21 protein-coding genes are annotated in these 24,550 nt (G+C 65.6%); 9 read left to right on the forward strand and 12 right to left on the reverse strand.

What is annotated here, in order from left to right; all coding sequences use genetic code 11:
* Position 1: 1 nt before the first annotated feature.
* From ABD050_RS13215 to ABD050_RS13250, 8 genes are all read right to left on the reverse strand, one after another.
* Positions 2 to 1,420 carry an efflux transporter outer membrane subunit gene (locus ABD050_RS13215; RefSeq protein ID WP_343889847.1) on the reverse strand — a complete coding sequence of 473 codons (1,419 nt, stop codon included), beginning with the start codon at positions 1,418 to 1,420 and terminating at the stop codon, positions 2 to 4.
* A gap of 111 nt (positions 1,421 to 1,531) precedes the next feature.
* Positions 1,532 to 3,550, reverse strand: a complete 2,019-nt coding sequence (locus tag ABD050_RS13220) for an ATP-binding protein (protein WP_343889848.1) — start codon at positions 3,548 to 3,550, stop codon at positions 1,532 to 1,534.
* Positions 3,551 to 3,672: 122 nt separating this feature from the next.
* Positions 3,673 to 4,704, reverse strand: a complete 1,032-nt coding sequence (gene bioB, locus ABD050_RS13225; RefSeq protein ID WP_343889849.1) for a biotin synthase BioB — start codon at positions 4,702 to 4,704, stop codon at positions 3,673 to 3,675.
* Positions 4,705 to 4,781: 77 nt separating this feature from the next.
* Positions 4,782 to 6,923, reverse strand: a complete 2,142-nt coding sequence (gene scpA / locus ABD050_RS13230) for a methylmalonyl-CoA mutase (protein WP_343889850.1) — start codon at positions 6,921 to 6,923, stop codon at positions 4,782 to 4,784.
* A 4-nt stretch (positions 6,924 to 6,927) separates the two neighbouring features.
* Positions 6,928 to 7,713, reverse strand: a complete 786-nt coding sequence (locus ABD050_RS13235; RefSeq protein ID WP_343889851.1) for an enoyl-CoA hydratase-related protein — start codon at positions 7,711 to 7,713, stop codon at positions 6,928 to 6,930.
* Entirely contained in the window at positions 7,713 to 8,132 is a 420-nt protein-coding gene (mce, locus tag ABD050_RS13240; RefSeq protein WP_343889852.1) for a methylmalonyl-CoA epimerase, read from the reverse strand. The genes ABD050_RS13235 and mce overlap by 1 nt, the downstream gene beginning before the upstream one ends.
* Positions 8,129 to 8,668, reverse strand: a complete 540-nt coding sequence (locus ABD050_RS13245) for a hypothetical protein (protein WP_343889853.1) — start codon at positions 8,666 to 8,668, stop codon at positions 8,129 to 8,131. Before ABD050_RS13245 ends, mce begins: the two co-directional genes overlap by 4 nt.
* A 112-nt stretch (positions 8,669 to 8,780) precedes the next feature.
* Positions 8,781 to 10,307 carry an acyl-CoA carboxylase subunit beta gene (locus ABD050_RS13250; protein ID WP_343889854.1) on the reverse strand — a complete coding sequence of 509 codons (1,527 nt, stop codon included), beginning with the start codon at positions 10,305 to 10,307 and terminating at the stop codon, positions 8,781 to 8,783.
* A 250-nt stretch (positions 10,308 to 10,557) separates the two neighbouring features.
* Between ABD050_RS13250 and ABD050_RS13255 the strand changes: the two genes are divergently transcribed.
* Positions 10,558 to 11,955, forward strand: coding sequence for a helix-turn-helix domain-containing protein (locus ABD050_RS13255; RefSeq protein WP_343889855.1), 1,398 nt, complete (start codon positions 10,558 to 10,560; stop codon positions 11,953 to 11,955).
* Between the two features lie 46 nt (positions 11,956 to 12,001).
* A complete protein-coding gene (locus ABD050_RS13260) occupies positions 12,002 to 12,739 on the forward strand; it encodes an HD domain-containing protein (protein ID WP_343889856.1) in 738 nt (245 codons plus the stop codon).
* A gap of 7 nt (positions 12,740 to 12,746) precedes the next feature.
* On the opposite strand, the gene ABD050_RS13265 is transcribed toward ABD050_RS13260, so the two are convergent.
* Positions 12,747 to 13,499 (reverse strand): DUF6058 family natural product biosynthesis protein, encoded by a 753-nt coding sequence (locus ABD050_RS13265; RefSeq protein ID WP_343889857.1) that lies wholly within the window; start codon positions 13,497 to 13,499, stop codon positions 12,747 to 12,749.
* A gap of 82 nt (positions 13,500 to 13,581) precedes the next feature.
* Positions 13,582 to 14,598: an NAD-dependent epimerase/dehydratase family protein gene (locus ABD050_RS13270; RefSeq protein WP_343889858.1), complete on the reverse strand. Its 1,017-nt coding sequence runs from the start codon at positions 14,596 to 14,598 to the stop codon at positions 13,582 to 13,584.
* A 111-nt stretch (positions 14,599 to 14,709) separates the two neighbouring features.
* Between ABD050_RS13270 and acs the strand changes: the two genes are divergently transcribed.
* From acs to ABD050_RS13295, 5 genes are all read left to right on the forward strand, one after another.
* Positions 14,710 to 16,650: an acetate--CoA ligase gene (gene acs, locus ABD050_RS13275; protein WP_343889859.1), complete on the forward strand. Its 1,941-nt coding sequence runs from the start codon at positions 14,710 to 14,712 to the stop codon at positions 16,648 to 16,650.
* A 53-nt stretch (positions 16,651 to 16,703) separates the two neighbouring features.
* Positions 16,704 to 17,030 (forward strand): ArsR/SmtB family transcription factor, encoded by a 327-nt coding sequence (locus ABD050_RS13280; RefSeq protein WP_343889860.1) that lies wholly within the window; start codon positions 16,704 to 16,706, stop codon positions 17,028 to 17,030.
* Entirely contained in the window at positions 17,027 to 17,497 is a 471-nt protein-coding gene (locus ABD050_RS13285) for an SRPBCC family protein (RefSeq protein WP_343889861.1), read from the forward strand. Before ABD050_RS13280 ends, ABD050_RS13285 begins: the two co-directional genes overlap by 4 nt.
* The gene (locus tag ABD050_RS13290; RefSeq protein WP_343889862.1) at positions 17,494 to 18,165 is read left to right on the forward strand and encodes a glutathione S-transferase family protein; all 672 of its coding nucleotides are present in this window, start codon (positions 17,494 to 17,496) and stop codon (positions 18,163 to 18,165) included. The genes ABD050_RS13285 and ABD050_RS13290 overlap by 4 nt, the downstream gene beginning before the upstream one ends.
* Positions 18,166 to 18,314: 149 nt before the next feature.
* Positions 18,315 to 19,382 carry an AbrB family transcriptional regulator gene (locus ABD050_RS13295; protein WP_343889863.1) on the forward strand — a complete coding sequence of 356 codons (1,068 nt, stop codon included), beginning with the start codon at positions 18,315 to 18,317 and terminating at the stop codon, positions 19,380 to 19,382.
* A 160-nt stretch (positions 19,383 to 19,542) separates the two neighbouring features.
* Here the strand turns inward: ABD050_RS13295 and gor are convergent, their stop codons facing one another.
* Together gor and pgi are read right to left on the reverse strand one after the other, a co-directional pair.
* Positions 19,543 to 20,895, reverse strand: coding sequence for a glutathione-disulfide reductase (gene gor / locus ABD050_RS13300; RefSeq protein ID WP_343889864.1), 1,353 nt, complete (start codon positions 20,893 to 20,895; stop codon positions 19,543 to 19,545).
* 128 nt (positions 20,896 to 21,023) lie between these two features.
* Positions 21,024 to 22,517, reverse strand: coding sequence for a glucose-6-phosphate isomerase (gene pgi / locus ABD050_RS13305; protein WP_343889865.1), 1,494 nt, complete (start codon positions 22,515 to 22,517; stop codon positions 21,024 to 21,026).
* Positions 22,518 to 22,900: 383 nt separating this feature from the next.
* On the opposite strand from pgi, the gene lepB reads away from it, so the two are divergent.
* Positions 22,901 to 23,767 carry a signal peptidase I gene (lepB, locus tag ABD050_RS13310; RefSeq protein ID WP_343889866.1) on the forward strand — a complete coding sequence of 289 codons (867 nt, stop codon included), beginning with the start codon at positions 22,901 to 22,903 and terminating at the stop codon, positions 23,765 to 23,767.
* A complete protein-coding gene (rnc, locus tag ABD050_RS13315) occupies positions 23,764 to 24,447 on the forward strand; it encodes a ribonuclease III (RefSeq protein ID WP_343889867.1) in 684 nt (227 codons plus the stop codon). Before lepB ends, rnc begins: the two co-directional genes overlap by 4 nt.
* Positions 24,448 to 24,550 lie beyond the last annotated feature (103 nt).

Genomic DNA, 24,550 nt, shown 5'->3' on the forward strand with positions numbered 1-24,550 from the left:
GTCATTCCCGGGGCGATTGCGCAAGCGGTGCCTGCGGAACGCTGTTGCTGTCCCAGCCGCCGCCAAGCGCGAGATAAAGTTGAACCAGCGCCTGGGCCTGATCGGCCCTGGCGTTGGAGAGACCGTTCTGGGCCGACAGCAACGCGCTCTCATTCGTGTTGAGCGTGGTGATGTCGGTGAGCCCGGCGCGATACTGGCTGCGCGAGAGGATCGCTGCGTTGTTCGAGGCGTCGAGCGCGATCGCGAACTGAACCTGGCGATCCTTGGCGGCCTGGAGCGCAGTGAGCGCATTCTCGACATCCTCGAGGCCGGTCAGCACGACCTGCTTGTAATTGGCGAGGGCGCCCTCGGCAGCCGCTTCCTGCGCGCGGACCCGCGACCGGGTGCGGCCGCCATCGAAGATCAGCTGAGTCAGCCCGGCGAACAGGCTGCCGGTGACGACACTGGCCAGCCCGCCGATCGAGCTGGCGGCGGTGCCGATATTGCCGGTGATGTTGAGCGCCGGATAAAGCTGCGCCTTGGCGACGCCGATCTGGGCGGTCGCGGCGGCGAGCTGGCGTTCGGCGGCGCGGACATCGGGGCGCTGGCGCAGCGTGTCGACGGGGATGCCCACAGCGAGCGAGTCAGGCCCCTTGGGGATCGGCGCGGTCGCCTCGAGCTCGGCCTTGAGCGCGCCGGGGGCCTGGCCGGTCAACACGCCGAGGCGATTGACCGCTGTCTGGTAATTCTGCTCGAGCGTCGGAATGGTCGCCGCGGTCTGGGCGCGCTGCTGGCGTGACTGTTCGCTGTCGAGCGAGGAGACGAGCCCGGCCTGGACGCGGAATCCGGTGATCTCGAGATTGTCGTCCTGAATACCGAGCGAATTGCGCGCAATCGCCAGGTTCGCCTGCGCCTGGCGGGCAAGGATATAATTGCGCGCCGCCTCGGCCTCGATCGAGGTCTGCACCGTCGCGAGATCGAAGCCGCTTGCCTGGTAGGTCGCGCGCGACGCCTCGATACCGCGTCTCACGCCCCCGAACAGATCGGCCTGGTAGGAGACATCAGCGCCCAGCGAGAAATTGTCGCGCGCGCCGACAGCATCGAACACGGCGCGATTATACCCGGCCGAGCCCGAAACCGAGGGCAGCAGGTCGGCCCGCGACTGGATCAGCGATTCATGCGCCTGGCGGAGCCGCGACACGGCCTGGGCTATGTCGAGATTGCCGGCACGGGCGCGCTCGACGATCGCGACAAGTTCGGGATCGTTGAAGTTTGTCCACCAGGACCGGATGTCGGCCGGCTCACCCGCAGGTGCCGGGGTCGAATAGGTTGCCGGGACGCCGAGCCCGGCCGGCGCGGGCGGCGCATAATTCGGGCCGACCGCGCATGCCTGGAGCGGCAGCGAGACGACCAACAGCAGAGCGATGCGCGAGCGAAACATTTGGCTCAAATGGCTATCGAGCCGATTTTGGTCCATCGAAATATTGTCGCAATTTGTATCCTTGCAGCGCAACGATCGGTCTCGAGCCCGGCCCGAGGCGAGCGCGAACCGCTATTCCATCTCGAGAATCACCGCGTCCACGGCAAGGCTGTCGCCCGGCGCCGCGTTGATCAGTTTGACGGTCCCGGCCTTTTCCGCGCGCAGGATATTTTCCATCTTCATCGCCTCGACGACCGCCAGCGGCTGGCCGGCCTCGACCTTGTCGCCCGCGGCGACATCGAGCCGCATCAGCAGGCCGGGCATCGGCGCGAGGAGGAATCGCGAGAGATCGGGGGGGATCTTCTCGATGAGATGCGCCGCATAAGGCGCGACGTGAGCGGGAAGGACGCGGGCGACATGGCTCGCGCCGTGCGCGGTGAGCTTGAAGCCGGCGCGGACCCGCGCGATCTTCACCACCAGGTCGTCGTCGCCGAGCTCGGCCTCCACCACCCGGTCGCCGGGCGTATATTCAAGCGCAATCTCGAGTGCCTCGCCATCGACCAGGATGCCGTCAGTCGAAACCGAGACCTGATGCTCGGCGCCTTCGATCTTCACGCTCCATTCGGCGGGCGGCCGCAGGCGCTTGCCGAGCTGGCCGTCGATCCGCCGCGCCCGATCAGCCTCGGCCGTCGCAGCGAAGGCAGCGATCGCGGCGAGGCTCCGAAGCAATTCTGGCGACGCCGGGGCGCCGTGGAACCCATCGGGATATTCCTCGGCGATGAAGCCGGTGGTCAGCGCGCCCGCACGGAAGCGCGGATGCTGCATCAGCGCCGAGACGAAATCGATATTGTTGCCCGGTCCCTCGATCTCGAAGGAATCGAGCGCCGCGATCTGCTGGTCGATCGCCTCGAGGCGGGTCGGCGCCCAGGTGATCAGCTTGGCGATCATCGGATCGTAGAACATCGAGACCTCGCCGCCTTCGCTGACGCCGTCATCGACGCGGACATAAGCATCCGCTTTCGGATCGACCGGGCCGTAAGCGGGCCGGCCGTCCTCGGGCGGATTGTAGCGGATCAGTCGCCCGATCGAGGGCAGGAAGCCACGATAGGGATCCTCGGCATAGACCCGGTTCTCGATCGCCCAGCCGGTGAGCCTCACATCGTCCTGGGTGAGGCCGAGCGGCTCGCCCGCCGCGACCCGGATCATCAGCTCGACCAGATCGAGCCCGGTGATGCATTCAGTGACGGGATGCTCGACCTGGAGCCTTGTGTTCATCTCGAGGAAGTAGAAGCCCTTGCCCGAGGTGTCGGCACCCGAGACGATCAGCTCGACGGTGCCCGCCGAATAATAGCCGACCGCTGCCGCGAGCGCGACTGCCTGCTCGCCCATTGCCCTGCGCATTTCAGGCGTGACGAAAGGCGACGGCGCCTCTTCGACGACCTTCTGGTGGCGGCGCTGGACCGAGCATTCGCGCTCGCCCAGATAGACGATGTTGCCGTGCTGGTCGCCCATCACCTGGATTTCGATGTGGCGCGGGCTCTCGATGAACTTCTCGATGAACACCCGGTCGTCACCGAAGCTGGCCAGGCCTTCGCGCTTGGTCGCCTCGAAGCCTTCGCGGACATCCTGCTCCGAATAGGCAAGCCGCATCCCCTTGCCGCCGCCGCCGGCCGAGGCCTTCATCATCACCGGATAACCGATGTCCGAGGCAATCCGGACTGCGTGCTCGGTATCGTCGATCTCACCGAGGAACCCGGGGACGACATTGACGCCGGCCTGCTTGGCAAGCTTCTTCGATTCGATCTTGTCGCCCATCGCGGCGATCGCGTGCGGCGGCGGACCGACAAAGGCGATGCCCGCGTCGGCGCAGGCCCTGGCGAAACTCTCGCGTTCGGACAGGAAGCCATAGCCCGGATGGATACAATCAGCGCCGGTTTCCTTCGCGGCGAGCAGGATCAGATCGGCCTTGAGATAGCTCTCATTGGCGGGTGCCGGCCCGAGCCGCACGGCTTCGTCGGCCATCAGCACATGCGGGCTGCGCGCATCGGCATCCGAATAGACCGCGACAGTGGCGATCCCCATCTTCTTGGCGGTGCGCATGACACGACAGGCGATCTCACCACGATTGGCGACCAGGATTTTCTTGAACAAACTCTACTCCCCTTCCGCAAGCCGGGCCGGGGGATGGGCGCCCGGCCTACCACAAACGGAAATAATTGCGGTGAGCGCGAGCCCACCCCCTGCCCCCTCCCGCAAGCGGGAGGGGAATAAATTCATTCGGCCGCGACCCGCATCGGCTCCTCGCCTTCCATCGGCTTGAGCCCCAGCTTGGCGAACAATGCCGCGTCGGCGCCGCCGCCGGCGTTGCCCGTGGTCAGCAGCTTCTCGCCGGTGAAGATCGAATTGGCGCCGGCGAGGAAGCACAATGCCTGGGTCGCCTCGCTCATGCTCTCTCGGCCCGCCGAGAGGCGCACCATGCTCAGCGGCATGGTGATGCGCGCGACCGCGACGGTGCGGACGAACTCGATATCATCGATCTTCGCCATGGGCGTGCCAGCGAGCATGTCGCCGAGCACCGTGCCGCGAACCGGCACCAGCGCGTTGATCGGCACGCTTTCGGGATGGCGTGGCAGGGTCGCCAGCGCATGGACGAAGCCGACCCGGTCGGCGCGGGTCTCGCCCATGCCGACAATGCCGCCGCAGCAGACATTGATGCCGGCCTGGCGGACATTCTCCAGCGTATCGAGCCGGTCCTGGAAAGTCCGGGTGGTGATGACATCGCCATAATGTTCGGGCGAGGTATCGATATTGTGGTTGTAATAATCGAGGCCGGCATGGGCGAGTTGTTCGGCCTGGTGCGGCTCGAGCATGCCCAGCGTCATGCAGGTTTCGAGGCCCATCGCCTTGACGCCCTCGACCATCGCGACCACCGCGCCCATGTCGCGGTCCTTGGGGTTGCGCCACGCCGCGCCCATGCAGAAGCGCTGCGAACCCGACGCCTTTGCCTCGGCGGCGGCGGCGAGGACTGCGTCCACCTCCATCAACTTCTCGGCCTTGAGGCCTGAATCGGCGGAAGACGATTGCGAGCAATAGCCGCAATCCTCGGGGCAGCCGCCGGTCTTGATCGACAGCAAAGTGCAGAGCTGGACTTCGCCGGCGGCGTGATGGGCGCGGTGGGTTTCGGCGGCGCGGAAGACGAGTTCGGTGAAGGGGAGATCGAACAGGGCGGCGATGTCGGCGCGGGTCCACGTCTTCTCCCCCTCCCGCTCGCGGGAGGGGGCCGGGGGGTGGGCGCCCGGCTCCAACGAACGGTCCGCCTGAGGAGAGCACGAGCCCACCCCCGGCCCCTCCCGTAAACGGGAGGGGAGTTCAGAAACGTCACTCATTCCGCGGCTTCCTCGATCGGGGGCTGGTTATGCCCAAGCAATTTCAACACCTCGGTCGCGGCGTTCACCAGATTGGTGCCGGGACCGAAAATCCCCTGCACGCCAGCATCGCGCAGATATTGATAATCCTGCGCCGGGATCACCCCGCCCGCGATCACCTTGATGTCGCTCCGGCCAGCGTCGCGCAAATGGCCGATCAGCTCCGGGATCAGCGTCTTGTGGCCTGCCGCCAGCGACGACGCGCCGACGACATCGACATCGGACTTGATCGCCAGATCCGCGGCCTCCTTGGGCGTCTGGAACAAAGGCCCCGGCACCACCTCGAAGCCGAGATCGCCGAACGCCGAGGAGACGAGGTTTGCGCCGCGATCATGCCCGTCCTGGCCCATCTTGGCGACGAGCAGGCGTGGCTTGCGGCCCATGCGGTGAGTCAGCGACCCGACCCCGTCGAGCAGGCCACGCCAGCGCGCGTCGAACTCGTGCGCGCCGCCATAGATGCCGGAGACCGGCGTCGGATTGGTGCCGTAGCGCCCGAATACATCCTCCATCGCCTGGCTGATCTCGCCGAGCGTCGCACGCTGGCGGGCGCATTCGACGGCCAGGCCGAGCACATTCTCGGTGCCGCGCGCACCTTCGCGGAGCGCATCGAGCGCCGCCCGGCACTTCGCTTCGTCACGGCCGGCCTTGGATTTCTTGATCCGCGCGATCTGCGATTCCCGCACCGCGACATTGTCGACGTCGAGGATGTCGATATCATCCTCTTCGGCGAGCTTGTACTTGTTGACGCCGACGATCACGTCCTCGCCCATATCGACCCGCGCGGCGCGACCCGCCGAGGCCTCTTCGATCATTGCCTTGGGCCAGCCGGCCGCGACAGCTTTCGCCATGCCGCCCTCAGCCTCGACCCGCTCGATGATCTCCCAGGTCTTATCGTAGAGCTCCTGGGTCAGGCTCTCGACATAATAGGAGCCGCCAAGGGGATCTACGACATGAGTCATGCCCGTCTCTTCCTGGATCACGATCTGCGTGTTGCGCGCGATCCGGGCGGAGAAGTCGGTCGGCAGCGCAATCGCCTCATCGAGCGCGTTGGTGTGCAGAGACTGCGTACCGCCGAGCATCGCTGCCATTGCCTCGATCGTGGTGCGGATGACGTTGTTATACGGATCCTGCTCGGTGAGCGACACGCCCGAGGTCTGGCAATGCGTGCGCAGCATCTTGGAGCGCTCGTCCTTCGCGCCAAGATCGGTCATCACCCGGTGCCAGAGCTTGCGCGCGGCGCGGAGCTTCGCGACTTCCATGAAGAAGTTCATGCCGATCGCGAAGAAGAAGGACAGCCGTCCGGCAAAGGCGTCGAGATCGAGCCCCGAGGCCATCGCCGCCTTGGCATATTCGCGGCCGTCGGCGATCGTGAAAGCGAGCTCCTGGAGTTGCGTCGCCCCGGCTTCCTGCATGTGATAGCCGGAGATCGAGATCGAGTTGAACTTCGGCATGTGGCGCGAGGTGTAGCCGATGATGTCCGAGATGATCCGCATGCTCGGCTCGGGCGGGTAGATATAGGTGTTGCGGACCATGAACTCCTTCAGGATGTCGTTCTGGATCGTGCCGTCCAGCAATTCCTGAGGGACGCCCTGCTCCTCGCCCGCGACAATGAAGAAGGCGAGGATCGGGATGACCGCGCCGTTCATCGTCATCGACACGCTCATCTTGTCGAGCGGGATGCCGTCGAACAGGATCTTCATGTCGTCGATCGTGTCGATCGCGACGCCGGCCTTGCCGACATCGCCCGTCACACGCGGATGATCGCTGTCGTAACCGCGGTGCGTGGCGAGATCGAAGGCGACCGACAATCCTTTCTGCCCGGCGGCGAGGTTGCGACGGTAGAAAGCATTGGAGGCTTCAGCGGTCGAGAAGCCGGCATATTGGCGGATCGTCCAGGGCCGGCCGGCGTACATCGAGGCGCGCACGCCGCGGGTGAACGGCGCGAAACCCGGCAGGCCGGGATCGATACCGGCGACGTCCTCGGCGGTGTAGAGCGGCTTGACGTCGATCCCTTCCGGCGTGTGCCAGGTGAGATCCTTGCCTTTCACTTCCTTTGCGGCGGCAGCCTGCCAGGTGTCGATGGTTGGCTTGGCGGTCACGATGTCACGCCCCCCGGAACGCCGGCTTGCGCTTCTGCAGAAAGGCGATTCCGCCCTCCAGCGAATCCGCTGAACCGCGCGCAGCGCGCTGGTTTTCGGCCTCGTGCTTCATCGCCGTCGCGTAATCGACCTCGAGCGCATGGGCGAGGCCGCGCCGCATCAGGCCGAGCGCCACCGTCGGCCCCGCCGCCAGCCGCTCGGCGAGCGCAAAGGCTTCGGCATCGAGCGCATCGTCGGCGACGACCTTGTGGATCAGGCCCCAGTCGAGTGCCTTCGCCGCCGGCACGCGCTCGCCGAGCATCATCATCTCGGTGGCGCGGGCCTTGCCGATCAGCCGCGGCAACATCCAGCTCGCACCGCCATCGGGCACAAGGCCGATATTGACGAAGGCCTGGAGGAAATAGGCAGTCTCGCTAGCGACACAGAAATCCGCCGCGAGCGCGAGGCTGCAGCCGATCCCCGCCGCCGGCCCGCGCACCGCGCTGACCACCGGCACGGCGAGATCGGCGATTGCCGCGATCGTCGTGTTGTAGTGTCTGGTCAGCGCCTGAAAGGTCGTCTCGGCCGGATCGCTATCGGTCGCGAAGGCGCCGCCGGCGACATCAGCGCCCGAGCAGAAGGCGCGGCCGGCGCCGGTGAACAGCACCGCGCGGGCGCCGTCCAGCCTGCCGATCGCGTCCCGCAACTCGTCGAACATCGCAGGCGGCGCCGCGTTGAGCCGGTCGGGCCGGTTGAGGGTGAGGACGAGTACATCGCCCCGTCGCTCGCTCAGGATCATCTCGTACGCCATCAATGCCCTTCCCGGGGTGTTTCCATCAGCTCGACCAGGGTGCCGCCCATATCCTTGGGGTGGACGAAGACGATCAACGTGCCGTGCGCGCCGATCCGCGGCTCGCCGAGCACCCGTGCGCCCTTGGCACCAAGCTCGGCTATCGCGACATGGATATCGGGCACCTCGAAGCAGATATGGTGCTGCCCGCCTGCCGGATTTTTCGCGATAAAGCCTGCGATCGGCGATTCGTCCGAGAGCGGCTCGATCAGCTCGATCTGCGTGTTGGGCGTGTCGATGAAGCAGACCCTCACCCCCTGCGCCGGAAGATCGAACGGCGCATGCACCCTCGTTGCCCCGAGCAGGTCGCGATAGAGCGCGATCGACGTCTCGATCGACGGCGTCGCGATACCGATATGGTTGAGGCGGCCCAGGTTCATGGGTTCGGCGCCGCCGGCGGTACAGCTTCGCGCACGGGCACCACGCCAAAGGTGTAGCCGCACGCTTCGACGACCTGCCTGATCGGCGCGTCGCTCGGCGGACCGGCAAAGGTCGCGTCCATGGTCTTTTCGGCTGGATCGATCGCATGGACCTTGATCACCTTGCCGTGCGCGATAGCGAGGGTGAGGTTGGTCACGATCGTTTCATCCGAAACCACTGCGCCCCGTCCCGGGAAATCCCAGTTCGCCCCGAGCGCGGCGCCGCCATCGATGGCGATCGACACCGGCCGCGGCGTCGCTGCAGCGAAAGGCGGGGTCGGGATGAACTGAATCGACACGACATTCTCGTCGCGGCGATCGCAGCGGACCACCAGCCGGCTATTGCCGTCAGCCGAGGTTACCGAGACCGAGCCAGACGTTTTGTTGGTCACCGGATCCAACCGCATCCGCGGCGTCCAGGGTGGCGGCGGTGGTGCGGGCGGGGCCGCGGCGGCTGGCGCCGCCGCCTGAAGGGCCATGGTCAGGAAAAGGAGCATGCTTCACCACCTGTCTCGAGTTGCGGCACGAACCCTGCGCCAAAGCCGACACCGAGTGCAAGGGAGCGCCGCCTGAGAGGCGCCGGGCGCGCGCATGATGAGGATGGCCGGGTCACAGCGGTATATTGTCGTGTTTCTTCCACGGATTTTCGAGGCTCTTGCCACGCAGTTTCCGCAAGCCGAGCGCGACCCGCCGCCGGGTCGAATGGGGGAGGATCACCTCGTCGATGAACCCCTTCGATGCGGCCACGAACGGGTTGGCGAAGCGGGCCTCATATTCAGCGGTGCGTTCAGCGATTTCGGCTGCGCTCTTGCCGCGGAAGATGATCTCGACCGCGCCCTTGGCGCCCATCACCGCGATCTCTGCGGTCGGCCAGGCATAGTTCAAATCGCCGCGCAGATGTTTCGAGGCCATCACGTCATAGGCGCCGCCATAGGCCTTGCGGGTGATGACGGTGATCTTGGGTACGGTCGCCTCGGCATAGGCGAAGAGCAGTTTCGCGCCGTGTTTGATAATACCGTTCAGCTCCTGCGCGGTGCCCGGCAGGAAGCCAGGCACGTCGACGAAGGTGATGATCGGAATCTCGAACGCGTCGCAGAAACGCACGAACCGCGCCGCTTTTTTCGAGGAGTTGATGTCGAGGCAGCCGGCCAGCACCATGGGCTGGTTGGCGACGACACCGACCGTGCGCCCTTCGATCCGGCCGAAGCCAATGATGATGTTGCCGGCATGAGTCGGCTGCACTTCGAAGAAATCGCCCTCGTCGACTGTCTTCCGAATCAGCTCGTGCATGTCATAGGGCTGGTTCGCGTTCGCCGGGACCAGCGTATCGAGGCTCTCCTCGATCCGGTCCCAGGGGTCCGAGCTCGGGCGTTCGGGCACTGCCTCGCGGTTCGAGGCAGGAAGGAAGTCCACGAAGTCGCGGGCCGCGAGCAGCGCCTCGATATCATTCTCGAAGGCGATGTCGGCGACCCCCGACTTCGTGGTATGCGTCACCGCTCCACCCAGTTCCTCCTGCGTGACAATCTCGTTTGTAACGGTTTTCACTACATCCGGGCCGGTGACGAACATGTAGGAGCTATCCTTCACCATGAAGATGAAGTCGGTCATGGCCGGAGAATAGACGGCGCCCCCCGCGCATGGCCCCATGATCAGCGAAATCTGGGGTACGACCCCCGAGGCGAGCACGTTGCGCTGGAACACCTCGGCATAGCCACCGAGCGAGGCAACGCCTTCCTGGATGCGCGCGCCGCCCGAATCGGCGATACCGATCACCGGCGCGCCGACCTTCATCGCCATGTCCATGATCTTGCAGATCTTCTGCGCGTGCCGCTCGGAGAGCGAGCCGCCGAACACGGTGAAATCCTGGCTGTAGACGAACACCAGTCGCCCATTGACGGTGCCCGATCCAGTCACGACGCCATCGCCCGGAATGATCTGGTCGGGCATGCCGAAATCGACGCAATTATGCTCGACATACATGTCGAGCTCCTCGAACGATCCCTCGTCGAGCAGGATGTTCAGCCGCTCGCGCGCCGTCAGCTTGCCGCGTGCATGCTGGGCGGCGATCCGCTTCTCGCCGCCACCCAGGCGGGCGGCCGCGCGCTTGCGCTCGAGCTCGGGAATCGTCGACGACATGTATACTCCGGGGACAAGGCAGGCCCCTCCTCTTTCAAGCCGGACAGCGATTTGCAAATGTGAATTTGCGAAGTTGCGAATATCTATTTTGCGAAGTAGGCGCGAATGAGAGTGGAAATTTTTTCACGCGAAGGCGCGAAGACGCGGAGAGGATCTGGTCCGACGGCTCTTCCGAAATCCTTCGCGCCTTCGCGTGACATTCTTCAAGGACGGTGAACATGAGTCCGATGGTCGCTGTGGAAAAGCCGTCATGCCCCGCCTGACCGCCCGCCTCTACGCCGGAGAACAGCTCCGTGCGCTGCGCCGTTCGGCCGGGCTCAACCAGGCAGCGATGGCGGCGCGGCTCGGGATCTCCGTCAGCTATCTCTCGCAGCTCGAAAGCGGCGACCGACCACTCACGCCCGCGGTGACCGCCGCGCTCCGGCGGCGTCATCCGGGAGCGCTGGCCGCGATCGAGAGCGCAGCCCCGGCGCTGCGCCTGTCGGGCCTTGCCGACGCGCTCGCCGATCCGGTGCTGCCCCCGGCACCCCCACCAGAGGCAATCGCCCGGCTTGCCGAGGAACGGCCCGAAATCGCCGATCGGATCATCGCCCTTCACGGCGCGGTGCGCGCGGCCGAGGAGCGGTTGCAGATGGTCGAGGAGAGCATGGCCGCCGGCGCATCGGGCGCGGGCGCCCGCATGCCATGGGAGGCGGTGCGCGACTGGTTCCACATTGCCGGCAATTATATCGATCCGCTCGACCGCGCTGCCGAGGCACTCGCCGAGGAGCTCGGATCGGACGAGGCTGCGCTGGTCGCCCGCCTGGCGTCGCACGGCATCACCATCGTGACTCCCGCCGACGACGACGCGCCCTTGCGCGCGCTCGATCGCCGGCGCGGCACGCTGACGCTGGGCGGCGCCTTGCCGCCCGAGAGCCGCCGCTTCCTGATCGCCCACCAGCTCGCGGCGACCGCGTTCAAGGGAATGATCGAGTCGATCGTCGAGAGCGCCGCTGTATCCAGCACCGAGGCCCGCAACCTGCTCCGTATCGGCCTCGCCAATTACGGTGCCGGCGCGCTGACCATGCCCTATGCCCGGTTCCGCGCCACCGCCCGGGCAATGCGCCACGATATCGACCGGCTGTGCCGCCGCTTCGGGGTCAGCTTCGAACAGGCCTGCCATCGGCTCTCGACGCTGCAGCGACCCGGCGCGAAGGGCGTCCCCTTCTATTTCTGTCGGGTCGACATGGCCGGCAACATCACCAAGCGGCATTCGGCGACGCGACTGCAATTCGCGCGGTTCGGCGGCGCCTGCCCCTTGTGGATCGTGCATGAGGCCGTTGCGATCCCCGACCGGATCATCGTCCAGCATGCCGAGACGCCCGATGGCGTGCGCTATGTCTCGATGGCAAAGGGGCTGGTGAAACCGTCGGGCAGCTTCACCCGAATCCCGCGCCGTTATGCAGTGACGCTCGGCTGCGAGGCGGAGCATGCCGGCGACTTCGTCTATGCCGATGCGCTGGACCGGAGCGCGCCGCCGATCCCGATCGGCATCTCGTGCCGGCTATGCCCGCGCGACGATTGCGACCAGCGCGCCTTTCCGCCCGCCGATCGCGAGATCAGCGTCGATCCCGATATGCGGGGCACGGTGCCCTATCGGGTCGTGTGAGCCCCTTTCCCCGGGTGCCGGGATTTGGCACAGCATGAGAATGTGCATGGATCATCTTCCCGAAGCCGAATGGCCACAAGAGGGGCGCGAGCGGATCATCGTCCCGGCGCCTGTGGCGATCGTCGGCACCGGGCAATCGACCGGCGAGCATGAGGCGCTGGCCCGGCTGGGCCCCGATACGGTGATGATGATGGGCGACAATCCTGCATTGCCGCGGATGCCCGAGGCGCCGACCCTACTCGATTTCTTCCGGCTGCGGATCACCGGCATCACCGGCCGCCACCTGCTGACCGCAGCGAAGCGCGCGATGGACGAAGGTCAGGAGGAAAAGATCGTCCTTGCCTGCCTGCTCCACGACATCTCGAACGCATGCCTGATCCGCTCGGACCATGGCTATTGGGGGGCGCAGATGATCGCGCCCTATGTCGACGAGGAAGTGGCCTGGGCAGTGCAGCAGCATCAGGCGTTGCGCTATTTCGCCGATTCGTCGGTGGGCTATGAGTATCCGGAGAGCTATCACCGCTTCTTTGGCGCCGACTATGTTCCGCCCGATTATATCAGGCGCGATGCCGAGGCTGCTCGAGCGCATCGCTGGTATATGAGTGCGCGGCTGGTGACGCTCTATGACCGTTATTTCTTCGACGAGGTGCCGGTACCCGATCCGGAATTCCTGACTGACGTGATCGGCCGCAATTTCCGCCAGCCGGCCGAGGGGCTTGGCTTCGACGGCTCGCCGACCGCCCATATGTGGCGGACGATGATCTGGCCGAACAACTTCCTGTAGCGCAGCCTTATCTCGATCTCGCCGCCGGACTCGCAAAGGGAAATTCGCGGCCGAGCGCCAGATCGGCAAGCAGCCGGTCGATCGTGACCCCCGGCGTGCCGAGCGGCCGCTGCCACGGCGCGAAGGGCAGCATCAGCTGCGCCAGGCTTTCGCACGCCGCCAGCGCCTCGGCCGCCGTCATCGGACAGGATTGCGGGTCGGCGATATGGCGCTTCAGCAGCGCGGCGAGCGATTCCTTGCGCACACAGGTGTCTGCAGTGAAGATGCGCAGGCAAACAGCGTAGCCGCCCTTGATCCAGTCTGCCCATTCCCGCGCTGCCTGCGCGCCGGCGGCAGCGGCAACCACCCCGCTCGCGTCGAAACAATCGGCATAGGCGATCCGGGCCTCGGGCAGTTGCGCCAGGGCGGCGACGAATTCATCCTCGAACAGCACCTGGTTCAGTCGCGCGGCCGCTTCGGGCGAGGCGCCCTGGCGGCGCGCCAGAACCGCGCGCCGCAGCCCCCACACAGCGGCCGGCGCGAACCAGCACTCGGCGCCGGGCGGTGGCGGCCCGGCATGGCCGCTGCGGTGACCGCCAAGCGCGCTCCACCAGCCATGCTCCCTGCTGAACGCGTAGATCGCGCCGGGCGCACAGCCGGCGCCGATCATTTCGCCCAATTCGGCCGTGGCAACGCCCACTGCCTTTGCGAGCATCTCGAGGTCCCAGAACCAATCGGACACATAGCGGCGGTCCAGGTCCGTCGTGATATCGTTGCCCATCCCGCCTCCACCGACTGAAAGCGCCGTAAATAGCGACGGGATCAGCAGCATTGGTTCGGCAGAGATCGAACTATGCCCGCGCTCAGACCTTGACGATGCCCCGGTCGATCAGGCTGCGTGCGGTCTCGATGATCGAATCCTCGGCGGGCCTCGGCACCCAGCCAAGCACGTCACGGGCATGGCTCGAATCGGCTGCGCGCGTCCGGCCAAGTTCCCCGGTGACTTGCCTGATGCTCGCGTCGAACAGCGCCATCAGCTTGATGACGAAATCGGGAACGACGCGCTTCGGCACCTTGTTCGCCTCGGAGCCGAGCCGCTCGCGCAGGATCGCACCGACATCCTTCATCATCAGGAAGGGCCCGGCGCCAATGAAGCGCTCATTCGCCATGCCCGGCGCATTAAGCGCGCGGACATGGAGATCGGCCAGATCGCGCACGTCGACAACCGCGAACCCAAGCCGCGGGAAGCCCGGCATCGATCCGTCGATCAGGCGCTTCACGAATTCGATCGAGGCGGAGAAGTCGTCGCTCAGCAAGGGACCGAGAACCGCGGATGGGTTGATCGTGCAGAATTCGAGTCCGCCGCCATTGGCCGCCACCCACTCCCGCGCGGCGCGCTCGGCGACTGTCTTGGACTTTACATAGGCGCCAAGGCCGGGCGCGTTCACGTCAGTCCAGTCGGCCTCGGTATAGGTTCGCGCGTCCCCTTTGTGGCCATAGGCGATCGCCGCCACCGAGGAGGTCATCACAAAACGCGTTACCCCGGCTGCAGCGGCGAAACGCAGCGCCCGCAGCGCGCCTTCACGCGCCGGCACGATCAGATCGTCCTCATGTTTCACCGCACCCGGCGGGAAGGGCGAGGCAACATGCGCGACATGGCTGCACCCGGCGACCGCCTCGGCCCAGCCGGCATCGTCCATCAGGTCGGCAGCGAAGAAGCGCAGGCTTGCCTCGGGTACGCCGAGCGCCGCGCGCACCTCAGCCTCACGCTTCAGCGACCGCACGGTGGTGTTGACCGTCCAGCCTTCGCTGGCCAGCTGGCGGATCAGGAAACCGGCAATATAACCGCTGCCGCCCGTCACCAAAATCGTGCCTGTCATCGCCCGCCTCCCGATTTTTTTCGCGATGGGTTTTACCTTGAAACCCACTCAGCACCAAGCCGGGCTTGCATTCACTGCCCTCCCCGGCAAATGGAGGTTCAGGAGAACTCTATGCCCGATCAGGACCTCTATCCCGTACCCCCGGAATGGGCGAAGCGCGCCCGTGTCGATGCGACTGGATATGAGAAGCTGTATGGCCGTTCACTGGCTGATCCGGGCAGCTTCTGGCTTGAACAAGCGCGGCGGCTCGACTGGATCAAGCGCCCCGAGATCGCCGGCGACTGGTCGTTCGCCGAGAAGGATTTTCGCATCCAGTGGTTCGCCGACGGCAAGCTCAATGTCGCCGCGAACTGTCTCGACCGACATCTGGCGAAACGCGGCGACCAGATCGCCCTGATCTGGGAGCCCGACGAGCCGGGCGAGGAACCGCGTCGCTTCACCTATCGCGAGCTTCATGCCGAGGTCTGCCGCTTCGCCAATGTGCTCAAGGACCAGGGCGCCAGGCGGGGCGACCGGGTCACCATCTACATGCCGATGATTCCCGAGGCTGCGTTCGCGATCCTCGCCTGCGCGCGGATCGGCGCGATTCATTCAGTCGTGTTCGGCGGCTTCTCGCCCGAGGCGCTCGCAGGGCGAATCACGGATTGCGACAGCGCCTTTCTGGTCACCGCCGATGAGGGTCGGCGCGGCGGCAAGCGGATTCCCCTGAAAGCCAATGTCGATGCAGCGGCCGAGCGCGCGCCCGCGCTGAAGACGGTCATCGTCGTCAAGGCGACGAGCGGCGCGGTGACGATGCACGAAGGCCGTGATATCTGGTATCACGAGGCGGCCGAGAGCGTACCCGCCACCTGCTCGCCGGAGCCGATGGGTGCCGAGGACCCGCTGTTCATCCTCTACACCTCGGGCTCGACCGGACAGCCCAAGGGCGTGTTGCACACGTCGGGCGGCTATCTGCTCTGGGCAAGTCTCACGCATGAACTCGCCTTCGATTACCGGCCGGGCGACGTCTGGTGGTGCGCCGCCGATATCGGCTGGGTGACCGGCCACAGCTATATCCTCTACGGTCCGCTCGCCAATGGCGCGACGACCCTGATGTTCGAAGGCTTGCCGACCTGGCCCGATGCGAGCCGGATCTGGCAGGTGGTCGATCGCCACAAGGTCCATACCATCTTCACTGCCCCGACGGCGCTGCGCGCGCTGATGAAGGAGGGCGATTCGTTCGTCGCCGCGACCAGCCGCCAATCGCTGAAGCTGCTCGGCACGGTCGGCGAGCCGATCAACCCTGAAGCGTGGCGCTGGTATTACGATGTCGTCGGCGAGGGTCGCTGCCCGATCATCGACACCTGGTGGCAGACCGAGACCGGCGGCGCGATGATCGCGCCGATGCCGGGCGCGACTGATCTCAAGCCGGGCTCGGCAACCAAGCCGATGCCCGGGGTCGACCCGCAGCTGGTCGATACCGAGGGAGAAGTGCTGCAGGGTGCGACCTCCGGCAATCTCGTCATCGCCAAGAGCTGGCCGGGGCAGATGCGCACCGTCTGGGGCGACCATAATCGCTTCTTCCAGACCTATTTCACCACCTATCCCGGCAAATATTTCACCGGCGACGGGGCGCTGCGCGACGAGGACGGCTATTGGTGGATTACCGGCCGGGTCGACGATGTGATCAATGTCTCCGGCCATCGCATGGGTACTGCCGAGGTCGAATCGGCCCTGGTGCTCCACCCGATGGTCGCCGAGGCAGCGGTCGTCGGCATGCCGCACGACATCAAGGGCCAGGGCATCTATGCCTATGTCACGCTCAATTCGGGCGAGACGGCGTCGTCCGATCTCCGGGCCGAACTGGTCAAATGGGTCCGCGCCGAGATCGGCCCGATCGCCGCACCCGACAAACTCCAGTTTGCGCCCGGCCTGCCCAAGACCCGTTCGGGCAAGATCATGCGCCGCATCCTGCGCAAGATCGCCGAGGGCGATGTGTCGAGTCTCGGCGACACCAGCACGCTGGCCGACCCCTCGGTGGTCGATGACCTGGTGGCGAATCGGGTCGTGTAGCCAGCTTTTCGAGGGCGCTTGACTTATCGGTTAGTGATGACTTACGGTTAGTCATGACTAACCGAACTGCTCGCGCTTTTGACATGCTCGCCGATCCCACGCGCCGGGCAATCCTGGAGCGAATCGGGCATGCCCCGGCTGCGGTCGGCGAGATCGCGGCCGGCCTCCCCGTTTCGCGCCCCGCGGTCTCGCAGCATTTGAAGCTGCTCAAGGAGGCGGGGCTGGTGACCGAAACCGCCGCCGGCACACGCCGCATCTACCGCATCGATCCGCGCGGCCTCGGCGCCATGCGCGACTGGCTCGACCAGTTCTGGAGGACCAGCCTCGACAATTTCGCCGCCTATGCTGAAGCCCAGGCCAAAGAGGAGGAGAAGGAATGAGCATTGCTCCCATCGTCCAGTCGGTGACCGTCAGCCTGCCGCCGCAGCGGGCATTCGACATCTTCGCCACCCGGATGGGCCGCTGGTGGAAGCCCGGCATGACGATCGGCGCGCAGCCGCATGCCGATATCGTCATCGAGCCCGCGCCGGGCGGACGCTGGTTCGAGCGCGATGCCGATGGTGCCGAAACCGAATGGGGCAAGGTGATCGCCTGGGATCCACCTGAGCGCCTGTTGCTGGCATGGCAGCTCGACGCAACCTTCTCCTACGATCCCGATTTCGAGACCGAGGTCGAAGTCCGGTTCGAGGATCTGGGCAACGGTACAACCCGCGTCACGCTCGAGCATCGCAACCTCGAACGTTTCGGCCCGACAGCACAGAAAGTCGCCGAATCGCTCGGCAGCGGCTGGCCGGGCCTGATGCAGCTTTATGCCGACCTGGCTCGATCAGAGGAGAAAGCCCAATGACCGACTTCGTCCTTCATGGAATCCCCGGCAGCCCCTATGTCCGCACGGTGGCGCTGACGCTCGAGGAAAAGGACTTGAACTGGCGGCTCGCCGCGGTCCCGATGGGCGGCCACCGCACGCCTGAGTATCGTGCGATCCATCCCTTCCACAAGATCCCGACGCTCGATCACGGGGATTTCCGCCTCTACGAGACCATCGCAATCCTGCGCTATCTCGACAGCATGGCCGATGCCCCGGCGCTTGTTCCGGGCGACGCGCGAAGCGTGGCCCGGATGGACCAAGTGATCAGCATCACGGCGTGCTATGTCGCGCCGCGGATCAGCGGCGCGCTGAGCTTTCCGCGCCGGGTCGGCCCGATGATCGGCATGGCGGTCGACGAGGAGGCATTGGCCGCGGCGATCGAGCCCGCAGCCGAGACGCTGGAGGAGGTCGCGCGTCTACTCGGCGACCAGCCCTTCCTCGCCGGCGACGCGATCACCCTCGCCGATCTGATGCTCGCGCCGCATATCTCCTTCCTGCCCGAGTTCGAGGAAGGCCGGCAGCTCCTGGCGCCCCACGCCAATATCGATGCCTGGATCACCCGCATGGAGACGCGGCCGGGCATGGTGGCGACGACCTGGGAGCGGATGAATGCAATGGCTGCAGCTCGGGAAACCGTCGCCGCCTGAACCCCGCCGCTGGACAAGCGCGCATCGAGCGGGTTGAGAGAAACATCTCCAGCCCGCGCGAGGCCGCATGAAACCGCTCGACAACGCCGCCGCGCCACTCCCGCTCGACCTTCAGCAACCACGCCCGCCAGTTCGGCGGGATCTTGCCGATGACTGAGGCGCGCATACTTCCATCGCCCGCGCGCTGGGGGCTGCTGCTCGGCCTGTCGGTTGCATTCGGCGGCGCGCTCGAAGCGATCGGCCTGCCCGCTGGTCTGCTGATCGGGCCGATGATCGCAGCGATCATCGTCGCGGTGCGTGGGCAGGCAGTGGCGGTGCCGGGCCTGCCCTTCCAGGCAGCGCAGGCGATCGTCGGCTGCCTGGTCGCCTCCTCGTTCAACGCAGCGACCATCCATATGGTGATCGCCCATTGGCCACTTTTTGTCGGCACGACCGCGGCGACTCTCTCGGTGGCCGTGCTGATCGGCTGGGCGATCGCGCGGCTCGGCTGGCTGCCGGGCAGCGTCGCGATCTGGGGCTGCATGCCGGGCGGCGCGGCGGCGATGGTGCTGATGGCGCAATCCTATGGCGCCGAATGGCGGCTGGTCGCAGTGATGACCTATAGCCGGGTGGTCTGCGTCGCCGGCACTGCCTCGATCGTCGCCTTGCTGTTCGGCGCACATGCCGGGGGGCACAGCCCGACGGCCGACTGGTTCCCTGCGATCGACCCGGTCGCCTTTGCCTGGACGCTGGCGATCGCGGCGGCGGGCGCCTGGGCCGGGATCAGGTTGAGACTGCCGGCCGCCCCGATGATCGGTGCCCTGATCCTCGGCGCAGCGCTCAACATCGCCGGGCTGGTGCGCTTCGAATTGCCCGGCTGGCTGCTGGCGATGAGCTATGCGGTCGTCGGCTGGCGGATCGGCCTGCATTTCACCCGCGACATCGTCCAGGCGGCGGCGCGCGCCCTGCCGCGCATCCTGCTGTCGATTGCCCTGCTGATCGGCTTTTCGGCTGCGCTCGGTTTGCTTCTCGCCAGGGTCGGCGGCGTCGATCCCGTCACTGCCTATCTCGCCACCAGCCCCGGCGGCATGGATTCGGTCGCGATCATCGCCGCCTCGACAAAGGTCGATGTGCCCTATGTGATGGCACTCCAGGCGCTCCGTTTCTTCGCCTGCGTGATCGCGGGGCCGGCACTGGCGCGTTTCGTGGTTGGACGACGAGGCGCCAAGACCGCCTAGTCAAGGAATAGGCGGGCGTTCTGCGTCTTGTGGGCAATGCGGGTGGTTTCAATTCGATGCTCGATGATCCGGCAATAGGCGTAATGCCGGCGCCATCGGTAAGCGAAATGCTCAGCCGTGCCATGGCTCCATCCTGCAGATTCGCGCGGACTTATTGATCTCAGCGCAGCAGCACCAACTCCTCCGCCATGGTCGGATGCAGCGCGACCGTATCGTCGAACGCGGCCTTGGTGAGGCCGGCCTTCACTGCGATCGCCGCCGCCTGCAATATTTCGGGCGCATCGGGGCCGATCATGTGAAGGCCGAGAATCTTGTCGGTCTCGCTGTCGCAGACCATCTTGTAGAGCGAGCGCTCGTTGCGGCCGGCCAGCACATTCTTCATCGGCCGGAAGTCCGAGGTATAGACCTTCACCGAACCGAACTTCGTCTTGGCCTGCCCCTCGGTGAGCCCCACGCTCGCGATCGGCGGATGGCTGAACACGGCGGAAGGGACATTGGCATAGTCGACCCGGCTCGGTTTGTTGCCGAACAAGGTGTCGGCAAAGGCCTGCCCCTCGCGGATTGCGATCGGCGTCAGCTGGATTCGGTTGGTGACGTCGCCCACCGCATAGATGCTGTTGCAGGTCGACCGATTGTCGTCATCGACCTTGATCGCGCCCTTCGCGTCGAGCTCGACGCCCGCCTTCTCGAGTCCGAGCCCATCGGTATTGGGATCGCGGCCGGTCGCGAACATCACGCAATCGACAATCATCGGCTCGTGCCCCGACATGGTGACCTTGAGGGAGCCGTCCTCCATCTTCTCGATGCCCTGGAAATCGGCATGGAAGCGGAAGTCGATGCCCTTCATCATCGAAATCTGGAGCAGCCTGTCACGGACCGATTCATCATAGCCGCGCAGGATCACGTCAGTGCGGTTGATCAGCGTCACATGCGCGCCGAACTGGTGGAAGATGCCGGCGAACTCATTGGCGATATAGCCCGCGCCCGCGATCAGGATGCGCTTGGGCACTGCCTCGAGATGGAAAGCCTCGTTCGAGGTGATGCCGAGCTCATGGCCCGGGCATTTCGGCACCGACGGCGTGGCGCCGGTCGCGACCAGAATGGTTTTCGCGGTTACCTCGCGTCCATCGCCCAGCTTGATGCCATGCGGGCCCGTAATCGTGGCACGATCGAGGATGATGTCGACGCCGTGGTTGGTGAGCGTACCGGAATAGGCGGCGTTGATCCGGTCAACCTCCTCGAAGACGTTCTTCGTCAGAACCTGCCAGTCGAATTCGCATTCGGGCACTTTCCAGCCGAAGCGCCGCGCATCGGCAAGGTCCTCGGCGAAATGCGCGCCGTAGATCAACAGCTTCTTGGGCACGCAGCCGCGGATCACGCAGGTGCCGCCGATGCGGTATTCCTCGGCAACTGCAACCTTCGCGCCATGCGCCGCGGCGACGCGCGACGCGCGCGTGCCGCCCGAGCCGGCGCCGATGACGAACAGATCATAATCGTATTTGGCCTCGGCCATCATCGCTTCCCTCGTCGTCCCGGACTTTTCCGGGGTCCATTATTCCACAGTCACCGATGCGCCTTGGCGCACGGCGAACGCCGGAACCCCCGCCTGCGCGGGAGCAGGCAAGTCCGGCATGACGGCAACTAGCCGAACGCCCGCTTGATCAGATCCTCGGTCGAGACATCGAACTTCTGGCCGCCCTCACCCGCCGCCTTGGCCATTTCCTTGCCAAGCTCAACCCCGAACTGATCGAAAGGATTGATCCCGAGCAGAGTCGCATTCACGAACACGCGCTGCTCGTAAAAGGCGATCAGCGCGCCGAGCGTGCGGGCATCGAGATCGTCGAGCAGGATGGTCGAGCTCGGCCGGTCCCCCGAATAACTCCGTGCCGGATCCTTGTCGTTGGCGCGGCCCTTCATCAACGCTGCGCCTTGCGCAAAGGCGTTCAGGAGCAGCTGGCGGTGATGGTCCTCGGCAAGCGTGTCGCCGGCCTCGATCACGGCGACGAATTCGACCGGCACGAGATGCGTGCCTTGGTGGAGAAGCTGGAAAACCGCATGCTGAGCGTCGGTGCCGACCCCGCCCCAGGTGATCGCGGCGCTCGGTCGGTCGAGCAGCGTGCCGTCGACCGTCACGCCCTTGCCGTTCGATTCCATCTCGAGTTGCTGGAGATAGGAGGGCAGCAACCGCAGCCTCTCGTCATAGGCAAAGGTCGCGCGTGTCTCGGCGTGGCGGACCTGGGTATAGTAAAGATCGGCGAATGCCGCGAGCGCGGGGGCATTCTCCGAAAGCGACGCGAGGCGGAAATGCCGATCCATCTCGGCGGCGCCTTCGAGCAGTTCCTCGAAGCAATCCCAGCCGAGCGCAAGCGCTGCCGGAAAGCCGATCGACGACCAGAGCGAATAACGCCCCCCGACTGAATCGGCGAAGGGCAGCACCCGCGTTTCGTCAACGCCCCATTCGATCGCCTTGTCGGGCTCGGCGGTGAGCGCGACGACGCGGCCATAGACGTCCTCGACGCCGTTTTCGCTCATCCATTGCAGCACCGATTCGGCGTTGAGCAATGTCTCGGTGGTGGTGAAGGTCTTCGAGGCGACAACCAGCAATGTCGCTGCGGGATCGAATTTCGCGAACGCCTCTTCGAGCGCCATGCCATCGACATTCGAGACGATCGCGACGTCATAGCGCCCCGAATCGCGGCCGAGCGCGTCGACCAGCAGATGCGGACCGAGCGCCGAGCCACCGATGCCGACATGGAGAACATGGCGGATCGGGCCGAGCGCCTCGGCCTCAATCGCGTCGATCAGCGCGCGCATCCGTGCATGAAGCGCGCGGGCGAGCCCGACATCCTCGGCCTTGCCCTCGCCGCGCTCGGCGACATGGGTGGCGGCGCGGCCTTCGGTGACGTTGACGATTTCGCCGGCGAACAACGCCTCGCGCTTTCCGGCGAGATCCTGCGCTTTTGCGAGCTTCTCGAACGCAGCGATCGCTTCCGACGTCAGATGAGTCTTCGACCAGTCGAAATGGAGCCCGGCGACGTCGAGGCTCAACTTGCTCAACCGGTCGGGATCGTCAGCGAACAATGTTTCCAGCCGGGGCGAAGGCAAAGCTTCGATCGAAGTCCAGTCGGCAGCCATGGTCACCTCTTATGTCGTCGGGGTCGGAGCGAATCCCGCCTCAGATCGCCCTAGGGTCCAAACTTCCTCCCCACAATGGCCGGGGTCGCCTGGAGAAGGGCGCTGGCAAGGAGCGTTGCGCAGTCGCGGGCTGGTGGCCTGCGCAAGCAGCGCGACGCCGCCAGCGCCCTTCTCCAGGCGACCGCTTCGCGGCGGGCGGCTTTTGGCGCAAGGCGGCGTCGCGCGTCGGTCACGATGACAAAGCATCGCTCCCTCCTTGCTCCTACCCTTGCGCCAAAATCCGCTCCGTCACGGCCGTTGCGGGGAGGAAGTTTGGACCCTAGCTTCCCGCAGTTACAACCGCCAGCTTGACGCCCGGCCCCGGCCACCGCAAACCGCCGCGCATGTCCGATATCGAAGACCAGCCCAATCCCGTGCCCGCCGGCGGCACGACTCAAGCAGCCGCAAAGCAGCGTTCCGAAACGCGCGACACGATCGTCTTCCTGATCAAGCTGGCGGCGATCGTGCTGATCTTCCGCAGCTTCATCCTCTCGCCGTTCAGCATTCCCTCCCAGTCGATGCTGCCCCGGCTCTATATCGGCGATTATCTGTTCATCTCGAAATGGAACTATGGCTATTCCCGCCACTCGCTCCCGTTCAGCCTGCCGCTGATCCCGGGACGGATCTTCGCGCACGATCCGGCGCGCGGCGATGTCGTGGTGTTCCGCGGGCCTCCGGTCGACAATCACGACGTCATCAAGCGAGTCATCGGCCTGCCCGGCGACACGATCCAGATGCGCCACGGCCAGCTGATCCTCAACGGCGTGGCGGTGCCGAAGCAGCGCGTCGCCGATTTCACCATCCCGATCAGCCCCAATTATTCGGCCGGCAGCGAGCAGGAGGGTCATCAATGCCCGGCTGAATTCCAGGATACCGACGCGGGCACGCCGATCTGCCGCTACCAGCAGTTCCGCGAGACCCTCCCCAACGGCAAGAGCTATTTCGTGATCGATCGCGGCGAGATGCCCGATCGCGACGATACCGATCTCTACACCGTCCCGGCGGACCACGTCTTCGTGATGGGCGACAATCGCGACGACAGCGGCGACAGCCGGTTCGAACCGCCCCAGGGCATGGGCATGGTGCCCATGGATCGGATCGAGGGCAAAGCAGTCGTCTCCTTCTTCTCGACTGACGGATCGGCCAACTGGTTCCTGCCCTGGACCTGGTTCTCGGCGGCGCGGTGGAAGAGGATCGGAGAAGGCTTTTGAGCGTCGCGGAATCCGATGTCCGGCTCGCCGACTGGATCGCGACGACCTTCGGTCACAGGCCGACCGACCTTGCCGGTTTCGAACGCGCGCTGACCCATGGCAGCCAGGCAGCGGCGAATTACGAACGGCTCGAATTCCTCGGTGACCGGGTGCTCGGGCTGGTGATGGCCGAATGGCTGTTCGAGGTGTTCGCCGGCGAGCCCGAAGGCGCGCTGTCGAAGCGGCTCAATGCCTTGGTGACGGGTGCGGTCTGCGCCGATGTCGCGCGCGAACTCGGTGTCAGCGCCCAGCTCAGGCTCGGCAAGCAGGCGCGCGACGATGGCGCGGCCGACAGCGACAATGTGCTCGGCGACGTCATGGAGGCATTGATCGGTGCGCTCTATCTCGACGCGGGGCTGAGCGCGGCGCGGGACGTGATCCGCAAGGCCTGGGGCAGCCGGGTGGTGACTCATTCAAGCGCGCCGCAACATCCGAAATCGGCGCTGCAGGAATGGGCGGCCGCTCATAATCGCCGCACCCCGGCCTATGAAGTGGTCGAGCGTTCAGGACCACACCACGCCCCGCGTTTCACGGTAAAGGCATCGATCGGCCCCCTCGCCGAGGCCATGGCTGAGGGAAGCTCCAAGCAGGAGGCCGAGACGGCGGCGGCGGCGGCCTTGCTCGGGAAGCTGCGTCGATAGCGAGGTCACCCCGCTTCGAAGCGGGAACCGATGTCTTTCCATGAACATTGGCTGCAGCCTGTATTCGGCGTCAGTTCAGCCCCGATGTGCCAGAACTGAACCA

The organism is Sphingomonas oligophenolica (genome assembly GCF_039522915.1).
Classification (GTDB): Bacteria; Pseudomonadota; Alphaproteobacteria; order Sphingomonadales; family Sphingomonadaceae; genus Sphingomonas; species Sphingomonas oligophenolica.

Bases quoted from the DNA above. Each gene is read 5' to 3' on its own strand.
- ABD050_RS13260 (WP_343889856.1), top strand. From the start codon at position 12,002: ATGGATCATCTTCCCGAAGCCGAATGGCCACAAGAGGGGCGCGAGCGG.
- ABD050_RS13265 (WP_343889857.1), bottom strand. From the start codon at position 13,499: ATGGGCAACGATATCACGACGGACCTGGACCGCCGCTATGTGTCCGAT.
- ABD050_RS13270 (WP_343889858.1), bottom strand. From the start codon at position 14,598: ATGACAGGCACGATTTTGGTGACGGGCGGCAGCGGTTATATTGCCGGT.
- pgi (WP_343889865.1), bottom strand. From the start codon at position 22,517: ATGGCTGCCGACTGGACTTCGATCGAAGCTTTGCCTTCGCCCCGGCTG.
- ABD050_RS13280 (WP_343889860.1), top strand. From the start codon at position 16,704: ATGACTAACCGAACTGCTCGCGCTTTTGACATGCTCGCCGATCCCACG.
- ABD050_RS13295 (WP_343889863.1), top strand. From the start codon at position 18,315: ATGACTGAGGCGCGCATACTTCCATCGCCCGCGCGCTGGGGGCTGCTG.
- gor (WP_343889864.1), bottom strand. From the start codon at position 20,895: ATGGCCGAGGCCAAATACGATTATGATCTGTTCGTCATCGGCGCCGGC.
- ABD050_RS13255 (WP_343889855.1), top strand. From the start codon at position 10,558: ATGCCCCGCCTGACCGCCCGCCTCTACGCCGGAGAACAGCTCCGTGCG.
- ABD050_RS13285 (WP_343889861.1), top strand. From the start codon at position 17,027: ATGAGCATTGCTCCCATCGTCCAGTCGGTGACCGTCAGCCTGCCGCCG.
- ABD050_RS13215 (WP_343889847.1), bottom strand. From the start codon at position 1,420: ATGTTTCGCTCGCGCATCGCTCTGCTGTTGGTCGTCTCGCTGCCGCTC.
- mce (WP_343889852.1), bottom strand. From the start codon at position 8,132: ATGAACCTGGGCCGCCTCAACCATATCGGTATCGCGACGCCGTCGATC.
- lepB (WP_343889866.1), top strand. From the start codon at position 22,901: ATGTCCGATATCGAAGACCAGCCCAATCCCGTGCCCGCCGGCGGCACG.
- ABD050_RS13250 (WP_343889854.1), bottom strand. From the start codon at position 10,307: ATGTCGTCGACGATTCCCGAGCTCGAGCGCAAGCGCGCGGCCGCCCGC.
- ABD050_RS13245 (WP_343889853.1), bottom strand. From the start codon at position 8,668: ATGCTCCTTTTCCTGACCATGGCCCTTCAGGCGGCGGCGCCAGCCGCC.
- ABD050_RS13235 (WP_343889851.1), bottom strand. From the start codon at position 7,713: ATGGCGTACGAGATGATCCTGAGCGAGCGACGGGGCGATGTACTCGTC.
- ABD050_RS13290 (WP_343889862.1), top strand. From the start codon at position 17,494: ATGACCGACTTCGTCCTTCATGGAATCCCCGGCAGCCCCTATGTCCGC.
- acs (WP_343889859.1), top strand. From the start codon at position 14,710: ATGCCCGATCAGGACCTCTATCCCGTACCCCCGGAATGGGCGAAGCGC.